A 20437-nucleotide genomic window follows, 5' to 3' on the forward strand; every position below is an offset into this window, starting at 1 on the left:
TCGTGTCGTCAGGGAAAAGCCGGGGCATCGCTGGCGGGGAACGATTCCCGGCCCCACTCATCGGCGAGGGCATCCTCCTCGCGCGCAGTCCGCGCTCGATCGGCACCGGCCCGCTCCGACTGTGCGCCCCGCCGAGCGAAAAGGCGGCGACTCTCGCGCGCGTGCACGCGAGCGATGTCCGCCAGTTGGCGCTGGGCTGCGCGAATCCGCTCGTCGAAGGGCGCCCGCTCCGCCCTTGCTGTGCCGGCAGCCTCGGCCAAAGCCCTCCACAAGCCAGCCTTACCGCTGATCGCGCTCGCCAGGAGCTCCAGGGCGAGGAGGGGGTGCTCAGGCCCGGTTGCCCGCGTCCGGTGCCCGCCCACGGTGCGGTACAGGCCCGCGGCCGCGTCCGCGGCGCGCCGGCGCAACGGCGGCCCGGTCAGGTTCCAGCGAGTGCGGAGCTGCGCTACGAAGTCGCGCTCTGCCTGGATCTCCGCAGCGATCTGCGACAGCAGGGGAAACGCTTCCGATTCGGCAAACAGCTCCGCTGCCCGCTGCGCGTGCTGGGCGCCGGCCGTCGCGCCTGCCTGATGATCGGCAAGGTACCGACTCAGCGTTCTGCGGATCTGCCCGGTGACAGCGGTGCCCGGTGCCGGTGGAGGCGGGGCTGCCCGGGCCGCGCGCAGCGGAATCGATTGCCCTCCCTCTCGGTTGGCGAACCCGCACAGGAGCTCGTCCAGCGCTTCGCGCGCACTCCGGTGCGGGTGCCAGCCGAGCTCCCGCTTGGCTCGGGAATTGTCCATGAGGGGGGTGCCGATTGCCATGTCGAGCCACCCAGGGTCGGCCGTGATGAGTCCGGAGGAGTGGCCGATGGCGATCGCCGCGCGCATCAGTGCGGCGGGCACGGGTATGCGCCGGCCTCCAGCGACCGCGGACGCCAGCTGACGCGCATCGAGGACGTCGTCGGCGCAGATATTGAACGCCCCGGCAACCGGTGACACCGCCGCCAGGGCGTAGGCCTCGCCGAGGTCATCCGCGTGCACCGCTTGGACTCCGGCCAGTGCGGCCGGAACGGGCAGAACCGGCGCGCCCCGTGCTCCCAGCAGAGCCGCGGCGCCCGCGCTGCCGACGAAGTAGCGCTGGATTTCCGATGCGGCCTCTCGGCAGAAGATCAGCGCCGGACGCAGGCGTGTGACGGCGATCTCCGGGTGCTCGGCGACGAACTCAGTGAGCAGGTCTTCCTGTGCCGCCTTGTCCACGCTGTAGTGCGAGGTGGAGATCCCCCGAGTGGGCCACGTCTCGGTGCGCGGTGTTGCGGTGGAATCCGGGCTGTACGCGCCCACCGATGATGCCGCGATGACCGCGGGCACGCCTGCCGCTGCGACCGCTGCCAGAACACGGCGCGTCCCCTCGACGTTCACCCGGCGCAGCAGGGCCCGGCGGTCGTTGGGCTGGATCAGCCAGGCCAAGTGGATGACGGCGTCGGCACCGGTGAATGCCTGCGTCAGGGCCGCCTCGGATGCGGCTGGTGCGGCCGCCGCGCCGATGTCGATGCTCTCCCATTCGATGCCCCGATAGGGAGCGCGGTCGGACGGCGGCAATCGGCGCGCGATGCCGACGATCGAATCGATTTCGGCGCGTCGGTGCAGCGCGCGAAGGACAGCGGTGCCGGCGTTGCCGGTCGCTCCGACGACTGCGATTCTCATGGCAGAACCTCTCAATGGGCCGCCTTCGACAGGCGGGGTGGCGGGGGCGATGTGCCTGTGTTGCGAAGGGCGGTGTCAGCGCTCGACGAGGACGCGGTCCGCCTGCATGATGAGTCGCGCGATGTGCCGGGCCTCGGCCGCATCGGACGGCGACAGCCGTGGAGGAAGGCCGCTCGCATAGTCCTCGAGAGCGAGGCAGATGAGCTGCTTCTGCTCATGTGAGAGTGTGATCATCGATGACTCCGGCGGGGCCGGGCCCATGCCTGAACGCCGGGGAGGTCCCGACGGTGTGCGGCGACCCGCAGCCGCGCTACTGCCATGCTATGACCGGGTGCCGGTGGGCCGTCAACCGGATCGCGGCCGATGCGGCCGCTGGCCCTTCGCGCCACATCGGCCGAGCATCTCACCGTCGACGTGGGATGCCCTGACTTGCCCCGGGCCACCCGAATCACTTGTATGGGGCAATGAGCTCAACGCGCAGGAATGCCTCGCTCCATGCGGCCCATGACCCAGTGCCGGGCGGCCAGTCCAACCTCTCCCAGCGGCTCAACTGGCTGCGGGCCGGCGTGCTCGGGGCCAATGACGGCATCGTCTCCGTCGCCGCGGTGGTGGTGGGCGTCGCGGGCGCCACGACGAGCACGGCTCCCATCCTCACCGCCGGCGCGGCGGCCGTGGTGGGCGGGGCGGTGTCCATGGCGCTGGGGGAGTACGTTTCCGTGAGCTCCCAGAGCGACTCCGAGCGCGAGCTCATCGCCCAGGAGACCCGAGAGCTGCGCGACAACCCGGACGGCGAACTCGAAGAGCTGGCCGAACTCTACGAGGCCAAGGGGCTCAGCCCCGACACGGCCGCCCGCGTCGCCCGCGAGCTCACGGCCCGCGACGCGCTCGGCGCCCACCTGGCGATAGAACTCGGCATCGACCGCGAGGACCTCGTCTCACCCTGGCATGCCGCCTTCGCCTCGTTCCTCTCGTTCCTCGTGGGTGCGCTGCTGCCCATGATCGCCATCCTCCTGCCCCCGCCCGAGGCGCGGGTCCCCGTGACCTTCGTCGTCACGATCGCGGCCCTCGCCCTCACCGGCGCGATCGCCGCGCACATCGGCGGGTCCTCGAAGTGGAGGGCCGCGCTGCGGGTGGTGATCGGCGGCGCGCTCGCGCTCACGGTGACCTACGCGGTCGGCACCCTCCTGGGCGCATCGGCGATGGGCTGATCGCCCCGCCCGGTTCCCGACACCGCGCTGCTGGCGCAACGGGTGACAGCTTCCGAACCCAGGCTGGCCGCACCGTCGGTCTTTCACCCCTCCGATCGAACGCTTGTTCAAACGCTTGGTAGACTGCTGGCGCGGCGTCCGATCGTGATTGCGGCGCTCCGTACCCCGTCCTGACACTGCGCCCGACCTGACCGAGGAGCCCCCGTGACCGCATTCGATGACGCCATCGCCGTTTCCCCCGCCGGCCCCGACACCTTCTCCGCCCGCACGCACCCGGCGTTCGGCAACTTCGTGGGCCCGTTCGGCGGCATCACCGCCGCGACGATCGTCCACGCCATCCAGGCCGATGAGCGCTCGATCGGGCGCCCGGCCGCCCTCACGCTCAACTTCACCGGCCCGCTGGCCGACGGGGACTACGAAATCGACGTCCAGCCGGCCCGCACGAACAACTCGAACCAGCACTGGACGATCAGCGTGGACCAGGCCGGGGAGAACCGTATGACAGGCACCGCGCTCTTCGTCCGCGACCGCCCCTCATGGGCATCGCTCGAGGCGCAGATGCCGCAGGTGAAGGGGCCGCACGAATACCCGGTGGTCTCGGGGCACTTCCCGCTGCGGTGGATCGAGAACTACGAGATGCGCTTCGTGGAGGGGCCGTTCGTCGCCAGCGCCGAGGAGGCGGGGCCAGACTCGACGACGACGAAGTGGTTCCGGCAGCTGCCCGCGCGCGGCTGGGACTACCCCGGCCTTGCCGCGGCCGCCGATGTGTTCGGCCCGCGCATCTTCCAGCGCCTTGGACCGGTCCCGGCGGGCACGGTCACGCTCACCGCCTACTTCCACGCCGATGCCCAGGCCCTGGCCGCGCAGGGCGAGTTCCTGCTGGGCACCGTGCGCGGACTCCAGTTCGCCGACGGCCTGGCCGATCAGCACGCCCAGCTGTGGGGCGAAGACGGCTCGCTCGTCGCGACGACCACGCAGCTCTGCTACTACAAGGCCGCGCCCCAGGAATAACCGGCACGGTGCCGGCCCTATGCCCCGTGTGTGCGGTGCAGCTCGGCCACGAGGTCGTCGCCCACCGCGCCGTAGAGCGTGCTCGCCCACACGCTGTCGCCTTCCACGTACGGCTTGCCGCCGGCGAGCATCCAGTCCGGCTCGCGCCCGGCGCTGAGGTCTGCGGCGCACTGTCGGCACGCCGGGATGCGGCCACCGCCCGTGGGCGCGTCGATCGTGGACTCGGATTCGCCATGGGTGGGATTGATCGCGCACAGCCGGGGAATCCGTCCGGCCCCGCGGGCGGAGCGCTTGGCGCGGCGCGCCCCCCGCGCGCCGCTGGCCTGTGCCTGGTCGACCGCGTTGAGGTCCGCCGCTGCGGTATTGAGCAGCACGAGCGCACCGGCGAGGTCCGCCTCGGTGGCCGCGGAATCGTCGATGAGGCGGCCGGCAAGCGCATAGGCATCGAGGCCGTGCTCCACTCTGTCCGCCTGCGCGGCCGGCAGCGCATCGGTGCGCAGCTCGGTGAGCCTGCCGGCGATGTCGAGGCTCTGCTCGCTGAGCTGGCGCTGCATCGACTGCGACTGGAGACGACGCGCGCTGTCGAACAGCGGCTTGGGCAGGGCGTAGCGCCGGCGGTCGGCGCGCCGGCGGAACACGTAGACGAGCACGGCGGCCACCGCGGCGATGCCGAGCAGCGGCGTGGCCACACCCAGGAGCAGCCCTCCGTCCGCCGACCGGTGCGTTGCCGGCGGGGGCTGGTGCTGGACGGCGGGCCGTTGGCCCTGGTCCGCGTCGTGGCGCGGCGCGGTGAAGTTCGGGTCGCCGAGCACATCGAGGTAGGTCTGGACCGCGGTCAGGGTGGGTTGGGCCCCGGCCTTGTCCTGCCCGCTCGAGAGGCGGGCGCTGGTGTCCCCGCGGTAGGCATTCGGCCCCTCCGATCGCGCGTAGACCATCCCCGTGCCCGGGGTGAGGATGAGGTAGGCGGCGTCGGGCTTGCCCTCCGCCGCGTTCACCACCGTCGCGAGGTCTCCGCTGGCGACGTCCTTCGGCGTGATGAGGACCTTGACCGGCCGGGGGAAGTCCGCCTTGAGCTTCTGCTCGATCGAGGACTTCGTCGCCTGCGGCACCCGGCCCGCCACCGCCGGATCGATGAAGAGCGGGTCCTTGCGCAGGTGCTGCGCCGCATTCTTCGCGTATTCGATGGTGTCCGTCATCGCTGACTCCTCCGTGCTCGCAGTCGCGCGGCCGTCCACGCGAGGAACGCCTCGGCGATGACGCCCAGGACGAGGCCCACGGCGGCGCCGGCACCCGCCCCGCGCAGCGCGTTCGGCACGATGGCCGATCGCTCATCGGGGGCGGTCCTCAGCCCCTGTGTGCGCGCCGTCTTCGGCTTCACGTCCGGATCCGGTTGGGGATGGCTCTCGTCGATGGCGCGCACGAGGCGCTCTGCGCCCGCGCCCCCGTCCGGATTGTAGCCGTCCTTCCAGCCCAGCTTGAGGCCGCTCGTCACGTTGTCGGGGCGTGTGAGGTCGTAGCCGTTGGCCCCGAACGCCGTATGCGTGGGGGAGGCGAGCACCACGATTCCCTTGCCGGTCTGTGCCGCAATGCGGTTGGCGAGCAGCTCCTCCTCGCCACCGGATTCGTCCGTCCCCGCGGACGGGGCGAACACCAGCCAGATGGGCGTGTGGGCGGAGGCGGCCGCCTTCGCGGCGCGGGCGCGCTCAGCCTTCGTGAAGAGCCCCTCGGCGCCCGGTTCGACGGCGAGGTGCGACTTCTTCAGCTGGCCGGCCAGCGCGTCGATGCGCTCGGTGGGGTAGTCCTCGGTATCGGCGTAGCGCTCCGGGTCGAACGAGGAATTCGACGTGTCGACCACGCGGTCGGCGACGATCGCGCCGATCCCCGCGCCCACGACCGTCGCGACGAGAACCGCTCCCACGCCCAACGCGATGCGCCCGCCGGCGCGCCGCCGATGGCGACGGGGATCGGGCGGGGGTCCGGACGCCGGGCGGTTCGGGATATCCGTGTGAATGGGGGCGAAGGCTCCCAGCCCGGTGCGGGCGTAGCCGTCGTCGAGCTGGTAGTAGGGGCGCACGCGCGTGCCCGCCCGCACCAGCAGCGCGCGCGGCTCGTGCCCGTCCTTGACCGCGGTGCGGCAGTTCTCACAGGCGGGCACGGAGAGCTGACCGCGCCCGCTGTGCCAGGCGATCTCCCGGGTCCGCTTCCCGTGGAAGGGATTGAAGTAGCACCAGGTCGTGCGGCCGCTGCCGGTGATGGGCTGGGTGACGGGCTCGGCGGCGAGCTGGTCCATGATCCACAGCGCGGCGATGTCCGTGGCCGCCCCGCCCAGACGCGGGCCCTCGAGGCCGACGCGCGCCCGGACGTCCTCCAGGGCGCCGAGCATCTCGGAGCGCTCCGAGCGGCGCTCGAGCTGCTTGGGCTTCGGATTGGGCTTGAGCGGCGGCAACTCGTAGGCCTTTCCGGCTGTGGAGCGGACCCGCTCGACGACCTCGGTGGGGAGGACCGTGGCCACCGTCGCGGCCCGCCGGCGCCGCTCGAGCACCCAGACCGTGGCGGCACCCACCGTCACCGCGGTGGTGGTAGCAGCAAGCGCGCTCGTGCCGCCGGGCTTCGCGAGCTCGAGGTAACGCGACATCGATGCGTTCGAATGGGAGCCGGCGAAGTCCTTCGGGTTGGGCGCCGGCCGGTTCTGCAGCCACGCCTGCCCGGCGGCGGCGGCGAACGCGATATACGGGCTCGGGTCGAAGGGGAAGACGCCGCCGAGCTGGTCCTCGAGCAGGTCGTTGCTGTCCGGGGTGGCGTCCAACCGGTCGCTCGTTCCCCGGGCCCCTGAGGCGACGATGTGCGGCAGCACCCCGCCGCCGGAGGAGACCTCGAAGTAGGCGAGGATGCCGGTGCCGTCCTTGGGCCCCACGCGCAGGAGGAGGTCGATATAGGTCTGGAGGATGTTGTCGCCCGTGCGGACCTCGAGCTGCGGGCCGACGATGACGATGAGCGGCGCGCCGGAGGCTGCGATGGCGGCGCGGCCCCGGTCGGCGAACCCGGGGTCGAGCCCCGGGGCCACGGAGGGCAGGATCGCCAGGCGTCCGCGCCGCAGCTGCGGGGCCACGGCCGCGGCAAGCGCGCTCACCAGGCGGGAGGAGCGCTCGGGCTCCGAGGCGCTCTGGGCCTTCTGGAAGGCATCGAAGCCATCATCGGAAGCAGACACGCTGGTGAGTCTAGTCAGCGCACCCTGACGGTTAGTGCGAGAGCCGCCGGGTGCATCCCATTCGGCACTGGCTGTGGCAGCCCGGCCACACCACGCGGGCCGGAAGCGCGCGGATCGGCCCTCCGAGCACCCCGTGCCAGCGACTCGGCGCCCGCCGCGGACCCGATCCGGACGCACGAGCGCCCCCGAGCCGCGGCTCGGGGGCGCCAGGGGAGCGCTGGGGCTCAGACGCTCTTGAACACGACGACGGCGTTGTGACCGCCGAAGCCGAACGAGTTCGACAGCGCGGCGATGTCGCCGGAGGGCAGCGCCGCGGGCTCATCGCGCACGATGTTGAGGTGGATGGCGGGATCCAGATTCTCGATGTTGATCGTCGGAGGGGCGGTGCGGTTCTTCAGCGCCAGGGCCGTGAGGATCGCCTCGGCCGCTCCGGCGCCGCCGAGCAGGTGGCCCATCTGCGACTTCGTCGCGGAGACGAGCACGTCGTCGACGTGGTCGCCCATGGCCGCGTTGATGGCCAGCGACTCCGGCACGTCGCCCACGGGGGTGGAGGTGGCGTGGGCGTTGATGTGCTTGACATCCGACGCGCTCACACCGGCCATCTCCATGGCCCGCTCCATCGCCTGGCGCGCGAACGTGCCATCGGGCTCGTTGGCGGTGATGTGGTGGGCGTCGTTCGAGATGCCCCAGCCCGCGATCTCCGCGTAGATCGTCGCTCCGCGCGCCTCGGCGTGCTCCTTCGTCTCGAGGATGAGCGCGCCGGCGCCCTCGCCCATGACGAACCCGTCGCGATCGACGTCGTAGGGCCGCGAAGCCGTCTCCGGCGAATCGTTGCGCCGCGAGAGCGCGCGCATCGACGAGAAGGCGGACAGCGTGATCGGGTGGACGGCGGCCTCGGAACCGCCGGCGATGACGACATCGGCGCGGCCTCCGCGGATGGCCTCGAGCGCGTTGCCGATGCTCTCGGTGGACGAGGCACAGGCGGAGACGAGCGTCTGCACGGCGGCGTGCGCCTTGAAGTGCATGCCGATGGCGGCGGCGGGCGCGTTGGGCATGAGCATGGGGACGGTCAGCGGCATGACGCGCCGCGAGCCGTCCTCCTTCAGCGTGTCCCACGCGTCGAGCAGGGTCCAGACCCCGCCGATGCCGGTGGCCCACGAGACGGCCAGGCGGTCGTTGTCGACCTCGTCGAGTCCCGCGTCGGCCCAGGCCTCGCGGGCGGAGGCCAGTGCGAGTTGGCTGGAGGGATCGAGCCGCTTCGTCTCGACCCGGGTGAGGGTCTCGTCGACGGCGGAGCGGTCGGCCTGGGCGGCGAACGTGACGGGGATGCCGTACTTCTCGGCCCAGTCGTTGTCGAGGGTGCGGGCGCCGGGCGTCCCGGCGAGTGCGGCCTGCCAGGTGGCATCCGCCGTTCCGCCGATGGGCGTGACGGCACCAACTCCGGTGACGACAACTGTCGATGTCATTGAAAAACCTCGTCGATTAGGGGGTGGTGACCGCGGGGCGGGCGCGGATCGCGCGCCCGCCCCGCGGCGGGGTCGGTCTCAGGCGTCCTGGGCCTTGACGATGTAGTCCACGGCGTCCTGGACGGTGACGAGGTCCTTGACGTCGTCATCGGGGATCTTCACGCCGAACTTCTTCTCGGCGTTGACGACGATCGTCATCATCGAGATGGAGTCGATGTCGAGGTCGTCGGTGAACGACTTGCTGGGCTCGACGGCCTCGGTCGCCAGGCCGGTCTCCTCGTTGACGATCTCTGCCAGCCCGGAGAGGACTTCGGCTTCGCTGTGTGCCATGTGATCCTGCTTTCTACTGATTGGGCGGCCGGTTCGCCGCCAGATTGTGGAACGTGTAATCGACGAGTGTCCCGGGAAGAATCCTACGACACGGGCCGCGGCGCTCAGGGCAGGACGACAACCTGCGCGCCGTACACCAGGCCCGCGCCGAACCCGATCTGCAGGGCCAGTCCGCCGTGGAGCTCGGGGTTCTCCCGCAGGAGGCGCTCCGTGGCCAGGGGGATGGAGGCCGAGGACGTGTTGCCGTTGTCCGCGATGTCGCGGCCGATCTTCACGGTATCCGGCAGCTTGAGCTGCTTGGCGAGCTCGTCGATAATGCGCATGTTCGCCTGGTGGGGCACGAAGGCCGCGAGGTCCGAGGCCTGGACCCCGGCGGCATCGAGCGCCTCCTGCGCCACCTCGGCCATGTCCCACACGGCCCAGCGGAAGACGCTCGGCCCGTCCTGGCGCAGCGTGGGCCAGGGCGCGTTCTCCCGGTCGTCGCGCAGGTCGAGCAGCGAGTTCGTCATCCGGATGGTCTCCCAGTTCTCGCCCTTGGAGCCCCAGACGGACTGGGCGATGCCCGGCTCGTCGGAGTGGCTGACGACCACGGCGCCCGCGCCGTCGCCCAGGATGAACGAGATGGAGCGATCGGTGGGGTCGATGATGTCCGAGAGCTTCTCCGCGCCGATAACCAGCACGTTGTCCATGGTGCCGGCGCGCACCAGCCCGTCGGCCTGGGCGATGCCGTAGCAGTAGCCGGCGCAGGCTGCGGAGATGTCCCAGGCGGGGATGGGGCCCGTGCCCAGGCGCTCGGTCAGCAGCGAGGCCGCCGACGGGGTGGGGTAGGGGAATGTGACGGTGGCGATGAGGATGCCGCCGATGTCGGAGGGCTTGAGGCCGGCGTTGGCGATGGCCTCGCTGCCGGCCTCCTCGGCCATGTCGATGAGCTGGACGTCCGGGCCCGCGCGGTGGCGGGTGATGATGCCGGTGCGCTGGCGGATCCACTCATCGGAGGAGTTGATGGGCCCGACGATCTCGTCGTTGGAGACGGCGTGCTCGGATCGGTAACCGCCGATCCCGGAGATGCGGGAGTAGCGCTGCGGCGTGGGAGTGCTCAGCTTGGGCACGGGTTCCTCCTTGTTCTCGCAGCTCAGGCGTGGGCTGCGGCGAATTCGCGGGCGGCGTCGAGGTCGTCTGCGCTCTTGATGGCAAAGGTCTCCACGCCCTTGAGAGCGCGCTTGGCGATGCCGGTCAGCGTGCCGCCGGGCACCAGCTCGAGCAGGCCGGTGGCACCGGACTCGAGCATGGTCGACTGGCACAGGTCCCAGCGGACGGGGTTCGTCACCTGGTGGACGAGGAGCTCGACGTAGCGCGCTCCGGAGGCGACGGCCGAGCCGTCGGCGTTCGTGAGGATCGGCGTGGTGGGGTCCGCGGCGCGCAGTTGGCCCGCGGTCTCGCGCAGCTCCGGCAGCGCGGGCTCCATGTAGGCGGTGTGGAACGCGCCGGCCACCTTGAGCGGGAGGACGCGGGCCCGCTCGGGCGGCGCCTCGGCCAGTCGCTCGATGCCGGCGAGGCTGCCGGCGGCCACCGTCTGGCCCCCGCCGTTGACGTTGGCCGGGGAGAGCCCGGCGGCGCCGATGGCCGCCAGGACGTCGTCGGCCTGGCCGCCCACGACGGCGGCCATGCCGGTGGGCTCGGCCGCCGAGGCGCGGGCCATGCCCTGGGCGCGCACGGTCACGAAGCGCATGGCATCGGCGGGCGAGAGGATGCCGGCGAGCTGGGCCGCGGCGATCTCGCCCACGGAGTGCCCGGCGAGCAGCTGGGGCGCCGCCTGGGGCAGCAGCTGTTGGCCCGCGGCGATGGCCGCCGCCACGAGCAGCGGCTGGGCCACCGCGGTGTCCTTGATCTCCTCGGCATCGGCGGTGGTGCCCAGGGCGGCGAGGTCGAGCCCGCAGGCCTCCGACATCTCGCCGATCGCCTGGGCGAAGGCCTCGAGCTCGAGGAACGAGGAGAGGAAACCGGGCTTCTGGGCCCCCTGGCCGGGGCAGGCGATGACGAGCAAAGAGGAACTCCCAAATCTTCAGGCGTGCGGGCGCGCCATCCGAACCTAGTGCACGGAGGCGGTTCAGCCCCGGATTTTGTCGGTGCGGGACAACTGGCCTGCCTCGGACAGTCGGCCGTAGACCAAAGCGATGCGCACGACGAAGCCCGTGCGGGCATCGGTGGGATCGGCTCCGACGAGGTCGGTGATCTTGCGCAGCCGGTAGCGCACGGTGTTCGGGTGGACCTGCAGGGCCTTGGCCGTCGTCTCGAGCGAGCCGCCGAACTCCAGGTAGCTGGCCACCGTGTCGAGGAGCTGCCCGCTGCCGGCGGCCAGCGGCTCGTAGTAGCGGGAGGTCAGCGCGCGCACGGCGCGCTCATCGCCGGCGACCGCGCGCTCGGGCAGCAGGTCGTCGGCGTAGACGGGCCTGGGCGTGGCGGGCCGGGCGGCGGCGGTGCGCAGGCCCCAGACCGCGGCGGCCGCCGAGGTGCCGGCCTCGGCGAGCGAGGCGACCTCCGGGCCGATGACGACGTCGGAGGGGCCGAAGAACTGTGAGAGCGAGGCGGCCGCCTCGTCCGCGCTCTCCACCCCGCCCAGGACGATGAGCAGCCGGTCGTCGTGGATGCCCACGAGCGCGTCCTCGGCCCACTTCTGGGCGGCGCGCCGGATCTCGTTCGTCCCCCGGTGGGCCTTGCGCTGGGGCGCGCGGCCCATGAGCACGCGGACCGGGGCCTGGGAGCGCCAGCCGAACGCGGCGGTCCGGCTGGCCAGCTCGTCGACGGAATCGCCGCGGACCAGGGCGTCGACGACCATCGCCTCGAGCCGGGCGTCCCAGCTGCCGCGCGCCTCGGCGGCCCGGGCGTAGACGTCGGCGGCCGCGAAGGCGATCTCGCGGGAGTAGACGAGGACGGCGTCGCGCAGCTCCCGCTGCTCATCGGGCCGGGCGAGGTCGCCCACCCGCTCCTCGACCACCTCGACGACGACGCGCAGCAGCTGCAGCGTCTGCTGGAGGTTGACCGAGCGGACGAGCTCGCGCGGCGCGGACTTGAAGATCTCGCTGACCACCCGCAGGGGCGCCGAGGGATTGCGGTACCACTCGATGAACGAGGAGATGCCGGAGTTCGCGAGCACGACGACCCAGCCGCGGTCCGCCGTGTTCATCGAGCGGTACCACGGCAGCTGGGACTCCATGTGGTGCAGGGTGATCTTCGACAGCAGCGCCTGGCCCGCCTTGAGCCGGCGGATCGTCTCCGCGCGGCCGGCGGTGCTGGTGGGCGCTGCATCCTTCGTCTGGGCCATGACGGGAACTGTACCGCCTGGCAGACAAAAACGTTGTGAGGCAAGCACAAAGCCGCCGAGGTGCGGCGCAGGACCTGCGCCGCACCTCGGCGGCCGTGGGGAGGGCTGGGCTCAGGCGCCCGCGCCCTCCGTGGAGCCCGTGGCGCCGGCGCGCGGGTCGTCGAGCTGATACTTCTTCGCGGCCTGCGCGGCAAGGGACGGGTCGACCTCGCCCAGGTCACCCAGGCTGATGAGCGTCTGGACGACGACGGAGGGGCCGTCGATGAGGAAGTGGCGGCGTGCGGCCGGTCGCGTGTCGGAGATCGCGTAGCCGTCCGCGCCCAGCGAGGTGAAGTGGCCGGGCACGTACTGGCGGATCATGTCCGGCAGCCCGCGCTCGTAGTCGCTCGTGGCGATGACCGGGCCCTTCGCGTCTGCCAGCTGCTGCGTGACGAACGGCACCCGGGGCTCCCGCTCGGGATTGACGAGGCGCTCGTCGTCGCAGGCCAGGCCGTCGCGGCGCAGTTCCTGCCACGAAGTCACGGACCACACATCGGCGCTCACGCCCCAATCGCGCTCGAGCAGCTCCTGGGCCTCGAGGATCCACTGCACGCCCACGCCGGAGGACAGCAGCTGGGCCTTCGGGCCATCGGATTCGGCGCCGGAGCGCAGCCTGTACAGGCCCTTGATGATGTGCTGCGGGTCGATGCCCTCGGGCTGGGGCGGCTGGACCATCGGCTCGTTGTACATCGTGATGTAGTACAGGACGTCCGGGTCCTTGCGCTCATCGGCCGGGTCGTACATCCGGTGGATGCCGTCGCGCACGATGTGGGCGATCTCGTAGGCGTACGCCGGGTCGTAGGACACGATCGAGGGGTACGTCGACGACAGCACGTGCGAGTGGCCGTCGCCGTGCTGGAGGCCCTCGGCCACGAGGGTTGTGCGCCCGGCGGTGGCGCCCAGCACGAAGCCGCGGGCCATCTGGTCGCCGGCGGCCCAGAACGCGTCGCCGGAGCGCTGGAAGCCGAACATCGAGTAGAAGATGTAGAACGGGATCATCGGCTCGCCGTGGGTGGCATAGCTCGTGCCCACGGCGGTCAGCGCGGCCGTCGAGCCCTCCTCGTTGATGCCCATGTGCAGGAGCTGGCCGTCGGAGGCCTCCTTGTAGGCGAGGAAGAGGTCGCGGTCGACGGAGACGTAGTTCTGCCCGTGCGGGTTGTAGATCTTCGCGGTGGGGAAGAACGAGTCCATGCCGAACGTGCGCGCCTCGTCCGGGATGATCGGCACGATGCGCTTGCCGAACTCCTTGTCGCGCATGAGGTCCTTGAGGATGCGCACGAACGCCATGGTCGTGGCGATCTTCTGGTTGCCCGAGCCCTTGAGCCCGATCTGGAAGTCCTTGTCGTCGGGCAGCTTGATGTCGACGTACTTCGAGCGGCGCTCGGGGGTGAAGCCGCCCAGCTCCGCGCGGCGCTCGCGCAGGTAGCGGATCTCCGGGGCGTCCTCGCCGGGGAAGTAGTACGGGGGCAGCTTGGGGTTCTCCTCGAGTGCCTTGTCCGAGATGGGGATGGAGAAGTGGTCGCGGGCGAGCTTGAGGTCGTCCACCGTCATCTTCTTCATCTGGTGGGTGGCGTTGCGGGCCTCGAAGTGGGGCCCCAGCGAGTAGCCCTTGACCGTCTTCACGAGGATGACGGTGGGCTGGCCCGTGTGCTCGACGGCCGCCTTATAGGCCGCGTAGACCTTGCGGTAGTCGTGGCCGCCGCGCTTGAGGTTCCAGATCTGGTCGTCGCTGTAGTCCTCGACGAGCGCCTTGGTGCGCGGGTCGCGGCCGAAGAAGTTGTCGCGCACGAAGCCGCCGGACTCGCCCTTGTACGTCTGGTAGTCGCCGTCGTTCGTGACGTTCATGAGGTTGACGAGCGCGCCGTCGCGGTCGCGGGAGAGCAGGGCGTCCCACTCGCGGCCCCAGACGACCTTGATGACGTTCCAGCCGGCGCCGCGGAAGTACGCCTCGAGCTCCTGGATGATCTTGCCGTTGCCGCGCACCGGGCCGTCGAGGCGCTGGAGGTTCGCGTTGATGACGAACGTGAGGTTGTCCAGCTCCTCGTACGCCGCCGTCTGGAGCATGCCCCGGCTCTCCGGCTCGTCCATCTCGCCGTCGCCCAGGAACGCCCAGGTGTGCTGCTGGGAGGTGTCCTTGATGCCGCGGTTGAGCAGGTACTTGTCGAACTGCGCCTGCGCAATCGCGTTCATAGGCCCCAGGCCCATGGAGACGGTGGGGTGCTCCCAGAAGTCCGGCAGCTGGCGCGGGTGGGGGTAGGACGGCAGGCCGGAGGGCTTGCCGTCGATGTGGTGGGAGACCTGCTGGCGGAAGCCGTCGAGCTGGTCCTCGGTCATCCGGCCCTCGAGCAGGGCGCGGGCGTACATGCCGGGGGAGGCATGACCCTGGTAGAAGATGTGGTCGCCGCCGCCCGGGTGGTCCTTGCCGCGGAAGAAGTGGTTGAGGCCCACCTCGTACAGCGTGGCGGCGGAGGCATAGGTCGAGATGTGCCCGCCCACCTCCACACCGGGACGCTGGGCACGGTGGACCATGATGGCGGCGTTCCAGCGGTTCCACCGGCGGTAGCGGCGCTCGATCTCCTCATCGCCCGGGAACCAGGGCTCGGCCTCCGGGCCGATCGTGTTGATGTAGTCCGTCGCCGTGAGGCTGGGCACGCCCAGGTTGTTCTCGCGGGCGCGCTGGATGAGGCTGAGCATGACGTAGCGGGCGCGTGTGCGGCCGCCGTCCTCGACGAGGGCGTCGAGGGACTCGATCCACTCCTGCGTCTCCTCCGGATCCGTGTCCGGGACCTGGCTGGGCAGGCCGTTGAGGATGGGTCCCCTGAAGTTCTTGTCCACTGCGCTTCCTCTTCTTGCGAGACGACGGCATCGAAAGACGGCGGAGGTGCCAAGGACCACCCCGTCCGGCAGCCGGGTTGCCCCCAGCCTAGAACACCGCGCACGTGCTCGCGCGCCGCGCGGGCAGGTCCTTGCTCACACCGCTCCCTCCTCGCACCGCGCGCTCGCTCGTGCTCGGGCCCGGGGGTGCGCCGCGCCCGAGGTGCGGGCGGACGGGCCGCGGCCGGCGCCTCGGGTGCGGGCGGGGGGAGGGCGCCGCCGCGACGCGCGGTGCGGCCATTTGCGGCAGGCCGCCCGAGGCGGGAAGATGATCACATGAGTGTTTCCCCTTCGGAGAGGACGAGCGCAGCGGACGGCGAGCAGAGCGAGGGCAATCCCCTCGGACTGCGTTCGGGCCAGTACGTGCAGGAGATCGGGTACGACGAGGACGTCGACGCCGCGCTGCGGGACGGCATTGCGGCCGCGACCGGCGAGGAGATGGCCGACGAGGACGTCGACGACGTGTTCGACGTCATCGTCATGTGGTGGCGCTCCGATGACGACGACCTCACCGATGGCATCGTCGACGCCCAGACCACCCTGGCCGATGGCGGCATCGTGTGGCTGCTCACGCCCAAGGCCGGGCGCGCGGGCCACATCACCCCGGTCGACATCGCCGATGCCGCCCCCACCGCGGGCATGCACGTGACGAACACCGTGACGGTGGGGTCCGACTGGTCGGCCACGCGGCTCGTGGGGAAGAAGAACTACGGCTGACCCAGCCGCCGGCGAGCCGGCGCCCCAGGCGCCCGCGCCCGGTGACGCCGCCCCGGACTTCGCCCTGCCCGCCCACTGGGGCGAGGAGCTGGGCCCGGCCGATCTCGTGGCCGGAGCCGATCCAATCGTCCGAGCCGACGCTCCGGCGTCGGCACCTGGGTATGCCGCACCGGCGCCCGCGCCTGCCCCCGCACCCGGGGACGATGTCGGCGACGCACCGGCTGGCACTGGCCCGGGGAGTGCGGGCTCGGATGCTGCGGGGGGCGGGGCGCGGCCGGCCCGCTCGGCGCTCATTGTGTTCTACCCGTTCGCGTTCTCCCCGGTCTGCGGTGAGGAGCTCGGCGAGCTGACCGCGCGCCACGCCGACTTCGCGGCCGCCGGCTGTGGGCTGGCGGGCATCTCCTGCGATCCGAAGTTCGCGCTGGCCGCGTGGGCCCGGGAGCTCGGGGCTCCCTTCCCGCTGCTGTCGGACTTCTGGCCGCACGGTGCGGTTGCGCGCTCCTACGGCGCGTTCGACGATGCGCGCGGGATGGCCGTGCGCGCCACATTCCTCGTGGCAGCCGGCCGCATCCTGGCCTCCCAGGTGCTGCCGGCCGGCGCTCGGCGCGACTTCGCGCCGTGGCTCGAGAGCGCCCGCGCCGTTCGGCCCTGATCCCCCGGCAGCGCCTACCCCGTCCGGGTTCCCCCCGGCCCGGACCTCTTCCGAGCGCGCCGGTCTCTTCCGAGCGCGCCGCGCACCGGGCCGGGCACCGCTGCGCGGTGCGTCCGGCCGCCCATCATCCCCGCTTCGCCGTCCGCGGTGCGCCCCGCATCGGGCTCGGTAGGCTGGGCACAGGGCCGCCGCCGGCAACGGGCGGGGCCCGCGCCGGCGCCCTGGCGGCCCGGCCCCGCGAGGAGGAGGACTGAGATGGCGACGATCTTCACGAAGATCATGGACGGCGAGATTCCCGGCGCGTTCGTCTACGAGGACGAGCAGTGCGCGGCGTTCCTCGATGTGGAGCCGCTGACGGAGGGCCACGTGCTCGTCGTCCCGCGCACGGAGTACGACCACTGGGTCGACATGCCCCAGGAGCTCACCGACCACCTCATGGCGGTCGCCCAGCGCATCGGCCGCGCGCAGCTCGCGGCCTTCGGCGCCCAGCGGATCGGCCTCATGATCCAGGGCTACGAGGTGCCCCACGTCCACATCCACGTCTGGCCCACCACCTCGACGGCCGACTTCGACCCGCGCAACAAGGGCCCGCAGGCCCAGCCCGAGGCGCTGCAGGTGGCGGCGGCCAAACTCACCGCGGAGCTCGGCGACTCCGGCGCGGCCGGTGACTCCGGCGCGGTCGGCGGCGCCGAGGGCTGAGCGGTGCCCGAGGGCCACTCCGTCCACCGCATCGCCCGCCGCTTCGACGAGCTCTTCGCCGGACAGCCCGTGCGCGTGACCTCTCCGCAGGGCCGCTTCGCCGCGGGGGCGCAGCGGCTCGACGGCCGCACGGTGCTGCGCACGATCGCGGTGGGCAAGCAGATGTTCATGGAGTTCGACGGCGACCTCTGGCTGCGCGTCCACCTGGGCATCTACGGCGCATGGGACTTCGCGCTGCGGGCGGGCGCGGGGCCGGATGAGGTCGGCGCGGATGCCCGTGGCGCGGCAGCTCGTGCTGCGGACACCGCTGGCGCAGACGCTCGTGGTGGCGACGCAGTCGGCGCGCCGCACGGAGGGGCCGCAGACCCCGGTGAGCGGGGGAGCACCGAGCGCATCGGCCAAACGGGCGAGTACTCGCTTCCCGCACGCGCCCTCGATGCCCGGCGGGCGCGGGTCGAGCGGCCGGCGTCCATGGGCGCCCCGCGCCGCCTGCGCGCCGGCGAGTCCGAGACCGAGCTGCCGGGCGCCTCGGGCGCGGGCCGGGGGGAGCTCGAACAGGAGTGGCCGCCCGAGCCGATCGGAGCGGTGCGGGTGCGCCTGCTGGGAGCCGGGGCGTGCGCGGACCTGCGCGGCCCCACCGCCTGCGAGGTGCTCGACGCGGCACAGGTGGATGCCGTGCTGGCGAAGCTCGGCCCCGATCCGCTCGTCGACGGGCGCGCGCGGGGCCGCCGCCGGTTCGCCGCGGCGGTTGCCAAGCGGCGCACTCCCATTGGGACGCTGCTCATGGACCAGGCGGTCATCGCGGGCATCGGCAACATCTACCGCGCGGAGATGCTGTTCCGCGCGGGCATCAGCCCGTTCGCCCCGGGCAGCGCGCTGAGCGCGGAGCAGGTCGACGCGCTGTGGGATGACTGGGCGAAGCTGCTGCCGATCGGGGTGGACACCGGCGTCATCGTCACCCGCACCGGTCTGCGCGGCCGCGCGAAGGAGGCCGCGCTCGAGCACCGCGAGGAGCGCCACTGGGTCTACGGGCGCGCCGGTCAGCCCTGCCGCGTGTGCGGCACGCCGATTGCCATGGAGCTCATGCAGAACCGCAAGCTGTTCTGGTGCCCGGTCTGCCAGCAGCGCTGAGGCGCAGCCGTGCACTCCTGTGAACGACGAGGGCCAAGACCGAGCGACGGCGGCGAGGGCGAAGAGCGAACGGGCCCGGAATCATGAGATTCCGGGCCCGTTGAGCTGGTCGGGATAGCGGGATTCGAACCCACGACCTCCTCGTCCCGAACGAGGCGCGCTACCAAGCTGCGCTATATCCCGAGGCTGTGCCGCCACCCGCGGTGGCCGAACAACAGGAGACACTCTAACCCGCCGGCGGGCCGTTCGCATAATCGGGGGCGCCCGCGCGGCGTGCGTTCGAGCGGTGGGGAGCGCCTCGGGGCGGCCGCGGCGCACGGGCGCGACGGGACGCCGATCCTGAGCGAAGCCTGCTAGCCTTCTGAACATCCGCCCACTGGCCCGCAGCAATGAGGCACGGACACGAAGGACGACGGACATGAGCAGCGAATACGCACCCAACTCTGCCGCGAACCAGCCATCGGGCGGTTCGTCCGGTGGCAACCCGCTCGAGCACCGCGACCGCGGTCACGGGTTCGTCCGCGCGCTCGGCAGCATCGACGCACTCTTCATCGGCTTCGGCGCGATGATCGGCTTCGGCTGGGTGGTGCTCACCGGCGACTGGATCAACGGGGCCGGCACGCTCGGGGCGGTCATCGCCTTCGCCGCGGGCGGCATCATCATGTGCTTCGTCGGCACCGTGTACTCGGAGCTCGTCGCGGCCATGCCGCACGCCGGCGGTGAGCACAACTACCTCATCCGCGCGATGGGCCCGCGCGCCTCCCTGTTCGGCTCGTGGGCGATCACCGGCGGCTACATCAGCGTCGTCATGTTCGAGGCCGTTTCCGTGCCCAAGACGGCGGTCTTCCTGTTCCCGGGCCTCGAGCACATCAAGCTGTGGACGATCGCAGGCTTCGACGTCCACCTCACCTGGGCGCTGGTGGGCACCGTCACGGCGCTCATCATCACGTGGATCAACATCCGCGGCGTCAAGGTCGCCTCACTCGTCCAGACGTTCGTCGTGTGGTTCCTCATCATCGTGGCCCTCCTCCTGCTCACCGGCGGACTCGTCGGCGGGGACGTCGCGGATGCGCAGCCGCTGTTCGCAGGCGGGGCGACCGGCTTCATCGGCGTCATGGCGGTCGTGCCGTTCCTGTTCGTCGGCTTCGACGTCATCCCGCAGGCGGCCGAGGAGGTCAAGCTCCCGCCGCAGAAGATCGGCAAGCTCGTCGTCGTCTCCGTCGTCATGGCGATCGCGTTCTACATCGTCATCATCGCGATGACCTCCGTGGGCATCCCGTCGGATCAGCTGGGCACCCACGACCTCGTCACCGCCGACGCGCTCTCGGCCATGCTCGGCTCGCCCATCTGGGGCAAGATCGTCATCGCCGGCGGCCTGGCGGGCATCATCACCTCGTGGAACGCCTTCCTCATGGGCTCCTCGCGGCTCATGTGGGCCATGGCCGCCGCCGGCATGATCCCGCGCTGGTTCGGCAAGCTCCACCCGCGCTACCGCACGCCGTCGAACGCGATCCTCTTCATCGGTGCGCTCTCCGCGCTGGCCCCGTTCCTCGGCACCGCCGCGCTCGGCTGGATCGTCGATGCGGGCTCGCCCGCGATCGTCATCGCGTACTTCCTCGTCAGCGTCGCATTCCTCGTGCTGCGCCGCCGCGAGCCGGACATGGGCCGGCCCCTGCGGATCGGCGGCAAGGGCGGCGGCGGCATGGTCATCGGCGCGATCGCCGCCGTGCTCACGCTCATCCTCTTCATCCTCTACCTGCCCATCACGCCGTTCTCCGCCCAGCTCGAGTGGCCCTCGTGGACGATGTTCGGCCTGTGGCTGGCAGTGGGCGTGTTCTTCATGCTCCGCCTGCCCACCGGCATCAAGGCCGGGCCCGGTGCGGAGGAGGAACTGGTGGTCAGCGTCGAGGAGCGGCGCCGCCGCACGCAGGGCTGAGGCGGTGCTGCCCGCCGCGTGCCGGCCCGGCGGTGCGTTGCCCGGTGTGGCCGCGCGCGGGCCGGTGCGGATACACACCGCGCGGTGGGCATGTGCGTTGCCCGGTGCGGATGTGCGCGGGCCGGTGCGCCCGGTCGCGGCCGCGCCCCGGTAGGCTCT

17 protein-coding genes and 1 tRNA gene are annotated in these 20437 nt (G+C 71.6%); 7 read left to right on the forward strand and 11 right to left on the reverse strand.

The window, feature by feature from the left end; all coding sequences use genetic code 11:
- Nucleotides 1-8: 8 nt before the first annotated feature.
- Nucleotides 9-1685, reverse strand: a complete 1677-nt coding sequence (locus tag BRM1_RS02090; protein WP_160952461.1) for an NAD-dependent epimerase/dehydratase family protein — start codon at nt 1683-1685, stop codon at nt 9-11.
- Nucleotides 1686-1760: 75 nt separating this feature from the next.
- A complete protein-coding gene (locus tag BRM1_RS02095) occupies nt 1761-1919 on the reverse strand; it encodes a hypothetical protein (protein ID WP_160952460.1) in 159 nt (52 codons plus the stop codon).
- A gap of 230 nt (nt 1920-2149) precedes the next feature.
- On the opposite strand from BRM1_RS02095, the gene BRM1_RS02100 reads away from it, so the two are divergent.
- Together BRM1_RS02100 and BRM1_RS02105 are read left to right on the forward strand one after the other, a co-directional pair.
- Complete coding sequence (locus tag BRM1_RS02100) at nt 2150-2893, forward strand: VIT1/CCC1 transporter family protein (protein ID WP_160952459.1); 744 nt, start codon at nt 2150-2152, stop codon at nt 2891-2893.
- Between the two features lie 204 nt (nt 2894-3097).
- Nucleotides 3098-3904 (forward strand): acyl-CoA thioesterase, encoded by an 807-nt coding sequence (locus BRM1_RS02105; protein WP_160952458.1) that lies wholly within the window; start codon nt 3098-3100, stop codon nt 3902-3904.
- A 17-nt stretch (nt 3905-3921) separates the two neighbouring features.
- Here the strand turns inward: BRM1_RS02105 and BRM1_RS02110 are convergent, their stop codons facing one another.
- The 8 genes from BRM1_RS02110 to aceE form a co-directional block, all read right to left on the reverse strand.
- Nucleotides 3922-5100 (reverse strand): hypothetical protein, encoded by a 1179-nt coding sequence (locus tag BRM1_RS02110; protein ID WP_160952457.1) that lies wholly within the window; start codon nt 5098-5100, stop codon nt 3922-3924.
- Nucleotides 5097-7112 (reverse strand): hypothetical protein, encoded by a 2016-nt coding sequence (locus BRM1_RS02115; RefSeq protein WP_268527731.1) that lies wholly within the window; start codon nt 7110-7112, stop codon nt 5097-5099. The genes BRM1_RS02110 and BRM1_RS02115 overlap by 4 nt, the downstream gene beginning before the upstream one ends.
- Before the next feature lie 224 nt (nt 7113-7336).
- Complete coding sequence (locus tag BRM1_RS02120) at nt 7337-8578, reverse strand: beta-ketoacyl-[acyl-carrier-protein] synthase family protein (RefSeq protein WP_268527735.1); 1242 nt, start codon at nt 8576-8578, stop codon at nt 7337-7339.
- Nucleotides 8579-8656: 78 nt separating this feature from the next.
- Nucleotides 8657-8908 (reverse strand): acyl carrier protein, encoded by a 252-nt coding sequence (locus BRM1_RS02125; protein WP_160952454.1) that lies wholly within the window; start codon nt 8906-8908, stop codon nt 8657-8659.
- Between the two features lie 104 nt (nt 8909-9012).
- A complete protein-coding gene (locus BRM1_RS02130) occupies nt 9013-10017 on the reverse strand; it encodes a beta-ketoacyl-ACP synthase III (RefSeq protein WP_160952453.1) in 1005 nt (334 codons plus the stop codon).
- A gap of 23 nt (nt 10018-10040) precedes the next feature.
- Nucleotides 10041-10952 (reverse strand): ACP S-malonyltransferase, encoded by a 912-nt coding sequence (locus tag BRM1_RS02135; RefSeq protein WP_160952452.1) that lies wholly within the window; start codon nt 10950-10952, stop codon nt 10041-10043.
- A gap of 63 nt (nt 10953-11015) precedes the next feature.
- A complete protein-coding gene (locus BRM1_RS02140; protein ID WP_160952451.1) occupies nt 11016-12230 on the reverse strand; it encodes a PucR family transcriptional regulator in 1215 nt (404 codons plus the stop codon).
- Nucleotides 12231-12341: 111 nt separating this feature from the next.
- Entirely contained in the window at nt 12342-15104 is a 2763-nt protein-coding gene (gene aceE / locus BRM1_RS02145) for a pyruvate dehydrogenase (acetyl-transferring), homodimeric type (RefSeq protein WP_160952450.1), read from the reverse strand.
- A gap of 315 nt (nt 15105-15419) precedes the next feature.
- Between aceE and BRM1_RS02150 the strand changes: the two genes are divergently transcribed.
- The 4 genes from BRM1_RS02150 to BRM1_RS02165 all read left to right on the forward strand — a co-directional run bounded on the left by BRM1_RS02150 (nt 15420) and on the right by BRM1_RS02165 (nt 18342).
- Complete coding sequence (locus tag BRM1_RS02150) at nt 15420-15860, forward strand: DUF3052 domain-containing protein (protein ID WP_160952449.1); 441 nt, start codon at nt 15420-15422, stop codon at nt 15858-15860.
- Between the two features lie 295 nt (nt 15861-16155).
- On the forward strand, nt 16156-16512 hold the full coding sequence (locus BRM1_RS02155) for a redoxin domain-containing protein (RefSeq protein WP_268527745.1): 357 nt from the start codon (nt 16156-16158) through the stop codon (nt 16510-16512).
- Between the two features lie 255 nt (nt 16513-16767).
- The gene (locus BRM1_RS02160) at nt 16768-17211 is read left to right on the forward strand and encodes an HIT family protein (RefSeq protein ID WP_160952448.1); all 444 of its coding nucleotides are present in this window, start codon (nt 16768-16770) and stop codon (nt 17209-17211) included.
- Between the two features lie 3 nt (nt 17212-17214).
- Nucleotides 17215-18342: an Fpg/Nei family DNA glycosylase gene (locus BRM1_RS02165; RefSeq protein WP_268527748.1), complete on the forward strand. Its 1128-nt coding sequence runs from the start codon at nt 17215-17217 to the stop codon at nt 18340-18342.
- Between the two features lie 106 nt (nt 18343-18448).
- On the opposite strand, the gene BRM1_RS02170 is transcribed toward BRM1_RS02165, so the two are convergent.
- Nucleotides 18449-18525, reverse strand: a tRNA-Pro gene (locus BRM1_RS02170).
- A gap of 235 nt (nt 18526-18760) precedes the next feature.
- Here BRM1_RS02170 and BRM1_RS02175 point away from each other — a divergent pair.
- Nucleotides 18761-20278 (forward strand): APC family permease, encoded by a 1518-nt coding sequence (locus BRM1_RS02175; protein ID WP_160952447.1) that lies wholly within the window; start codon nt 18761-18763, stop codon nt 20276-20278.
- Nucleotides 20279-20437 lie beyond the last annotated feature (159 nt).

Source organism: Brevibacterium sp. BRM-1 (assembly GCF_026802075.1).
Taxonomy (GTDB): domain Bacteria; phylum Actinomycetota; class Actinomycetes; order Actinomycetales; family Brevibacteriaceae; genus Brevibacterium; species Brevibacterium rongguiense.

What these genes read in the sequence shown, in the direction of transcription:
- BRM1_RS02125 (WP_160952454.1), bottom strand. Translation starts at nt 8,908, where the DNA reads ATGGCACACAGCGAAGCCGAAGTCCTCTCCGGGCTGGCAGAGATCGTC.
- BRM1_RS02160 (WP_160952448.1), top strand. Translation starts at nt 16,768, where the DNA reads ATGGCGACGATCTTCACGAAGATCATGGACGGCGAGATTCCCGGCGCG.
- BRM1_RS02150 (WP_160952449.1), top strand. Translation starts at nt 15,420, where the DNA reads ATGAGTGTTTCCCCTTCGGAGAGGACGAGCGCAGCGGACGGCGAGCAG.
- BRM1_RS02090 (WP_160952461.1), bottom strand. Translation starts at nt 1,685, where the DNA reads ATGAGAATCGCAGTCGTCGGAGCGACCGGCAACGCCGGCACCGCTGTC.
- BRM1_RS02110 (WP_160952457.1), bottom strand. Translation starts at nt 5,100, where the DNA reads ATGACGGACACCATCGAATACGCGAAGAATGCGGCGCAGCACCTGCGC.
- BRM1_RS02095 (WP_160952460.1), bottom strand. Translation starts at nt 1,919, where the DNA reads ATGATCACACTCTCACATGAGCAGAAGCAGCTCATCTGCCTCGCTCTC.
- BRM1_RS02100 (WP_160952459.1), top strand. Translation starts at nt 2,150, where the DNA reads ATGAGCTCAACGCGCAGGAATGCCTCGCTCCATGCGGCCCATGACCCA.
- BRM1_RS02175 (WP_160952447.1), top strand. Translation starts at nt 18,761, where the DNA reads ATGAGCAGCGAATACGCACCCAACTCTGCCGCGAACCAGCCATCGGGC.
- BRM1_RS02120 (WP_268527735.1), bottom strand. Translation starts at nt 8,578, where the DNA reads ATGACATCGACAGTTGTCGTCACCGGAGTTGGTGCCGTCACGCCCATC.
- BRM1_RS02140 (WP_160952451.1), bottom strand. Translation starts at nt 12,230, where the DNA reads ATGGCCCAGACGAAGGATGCAGCGCCCACCAGCACCGCCGGCCGCGCG.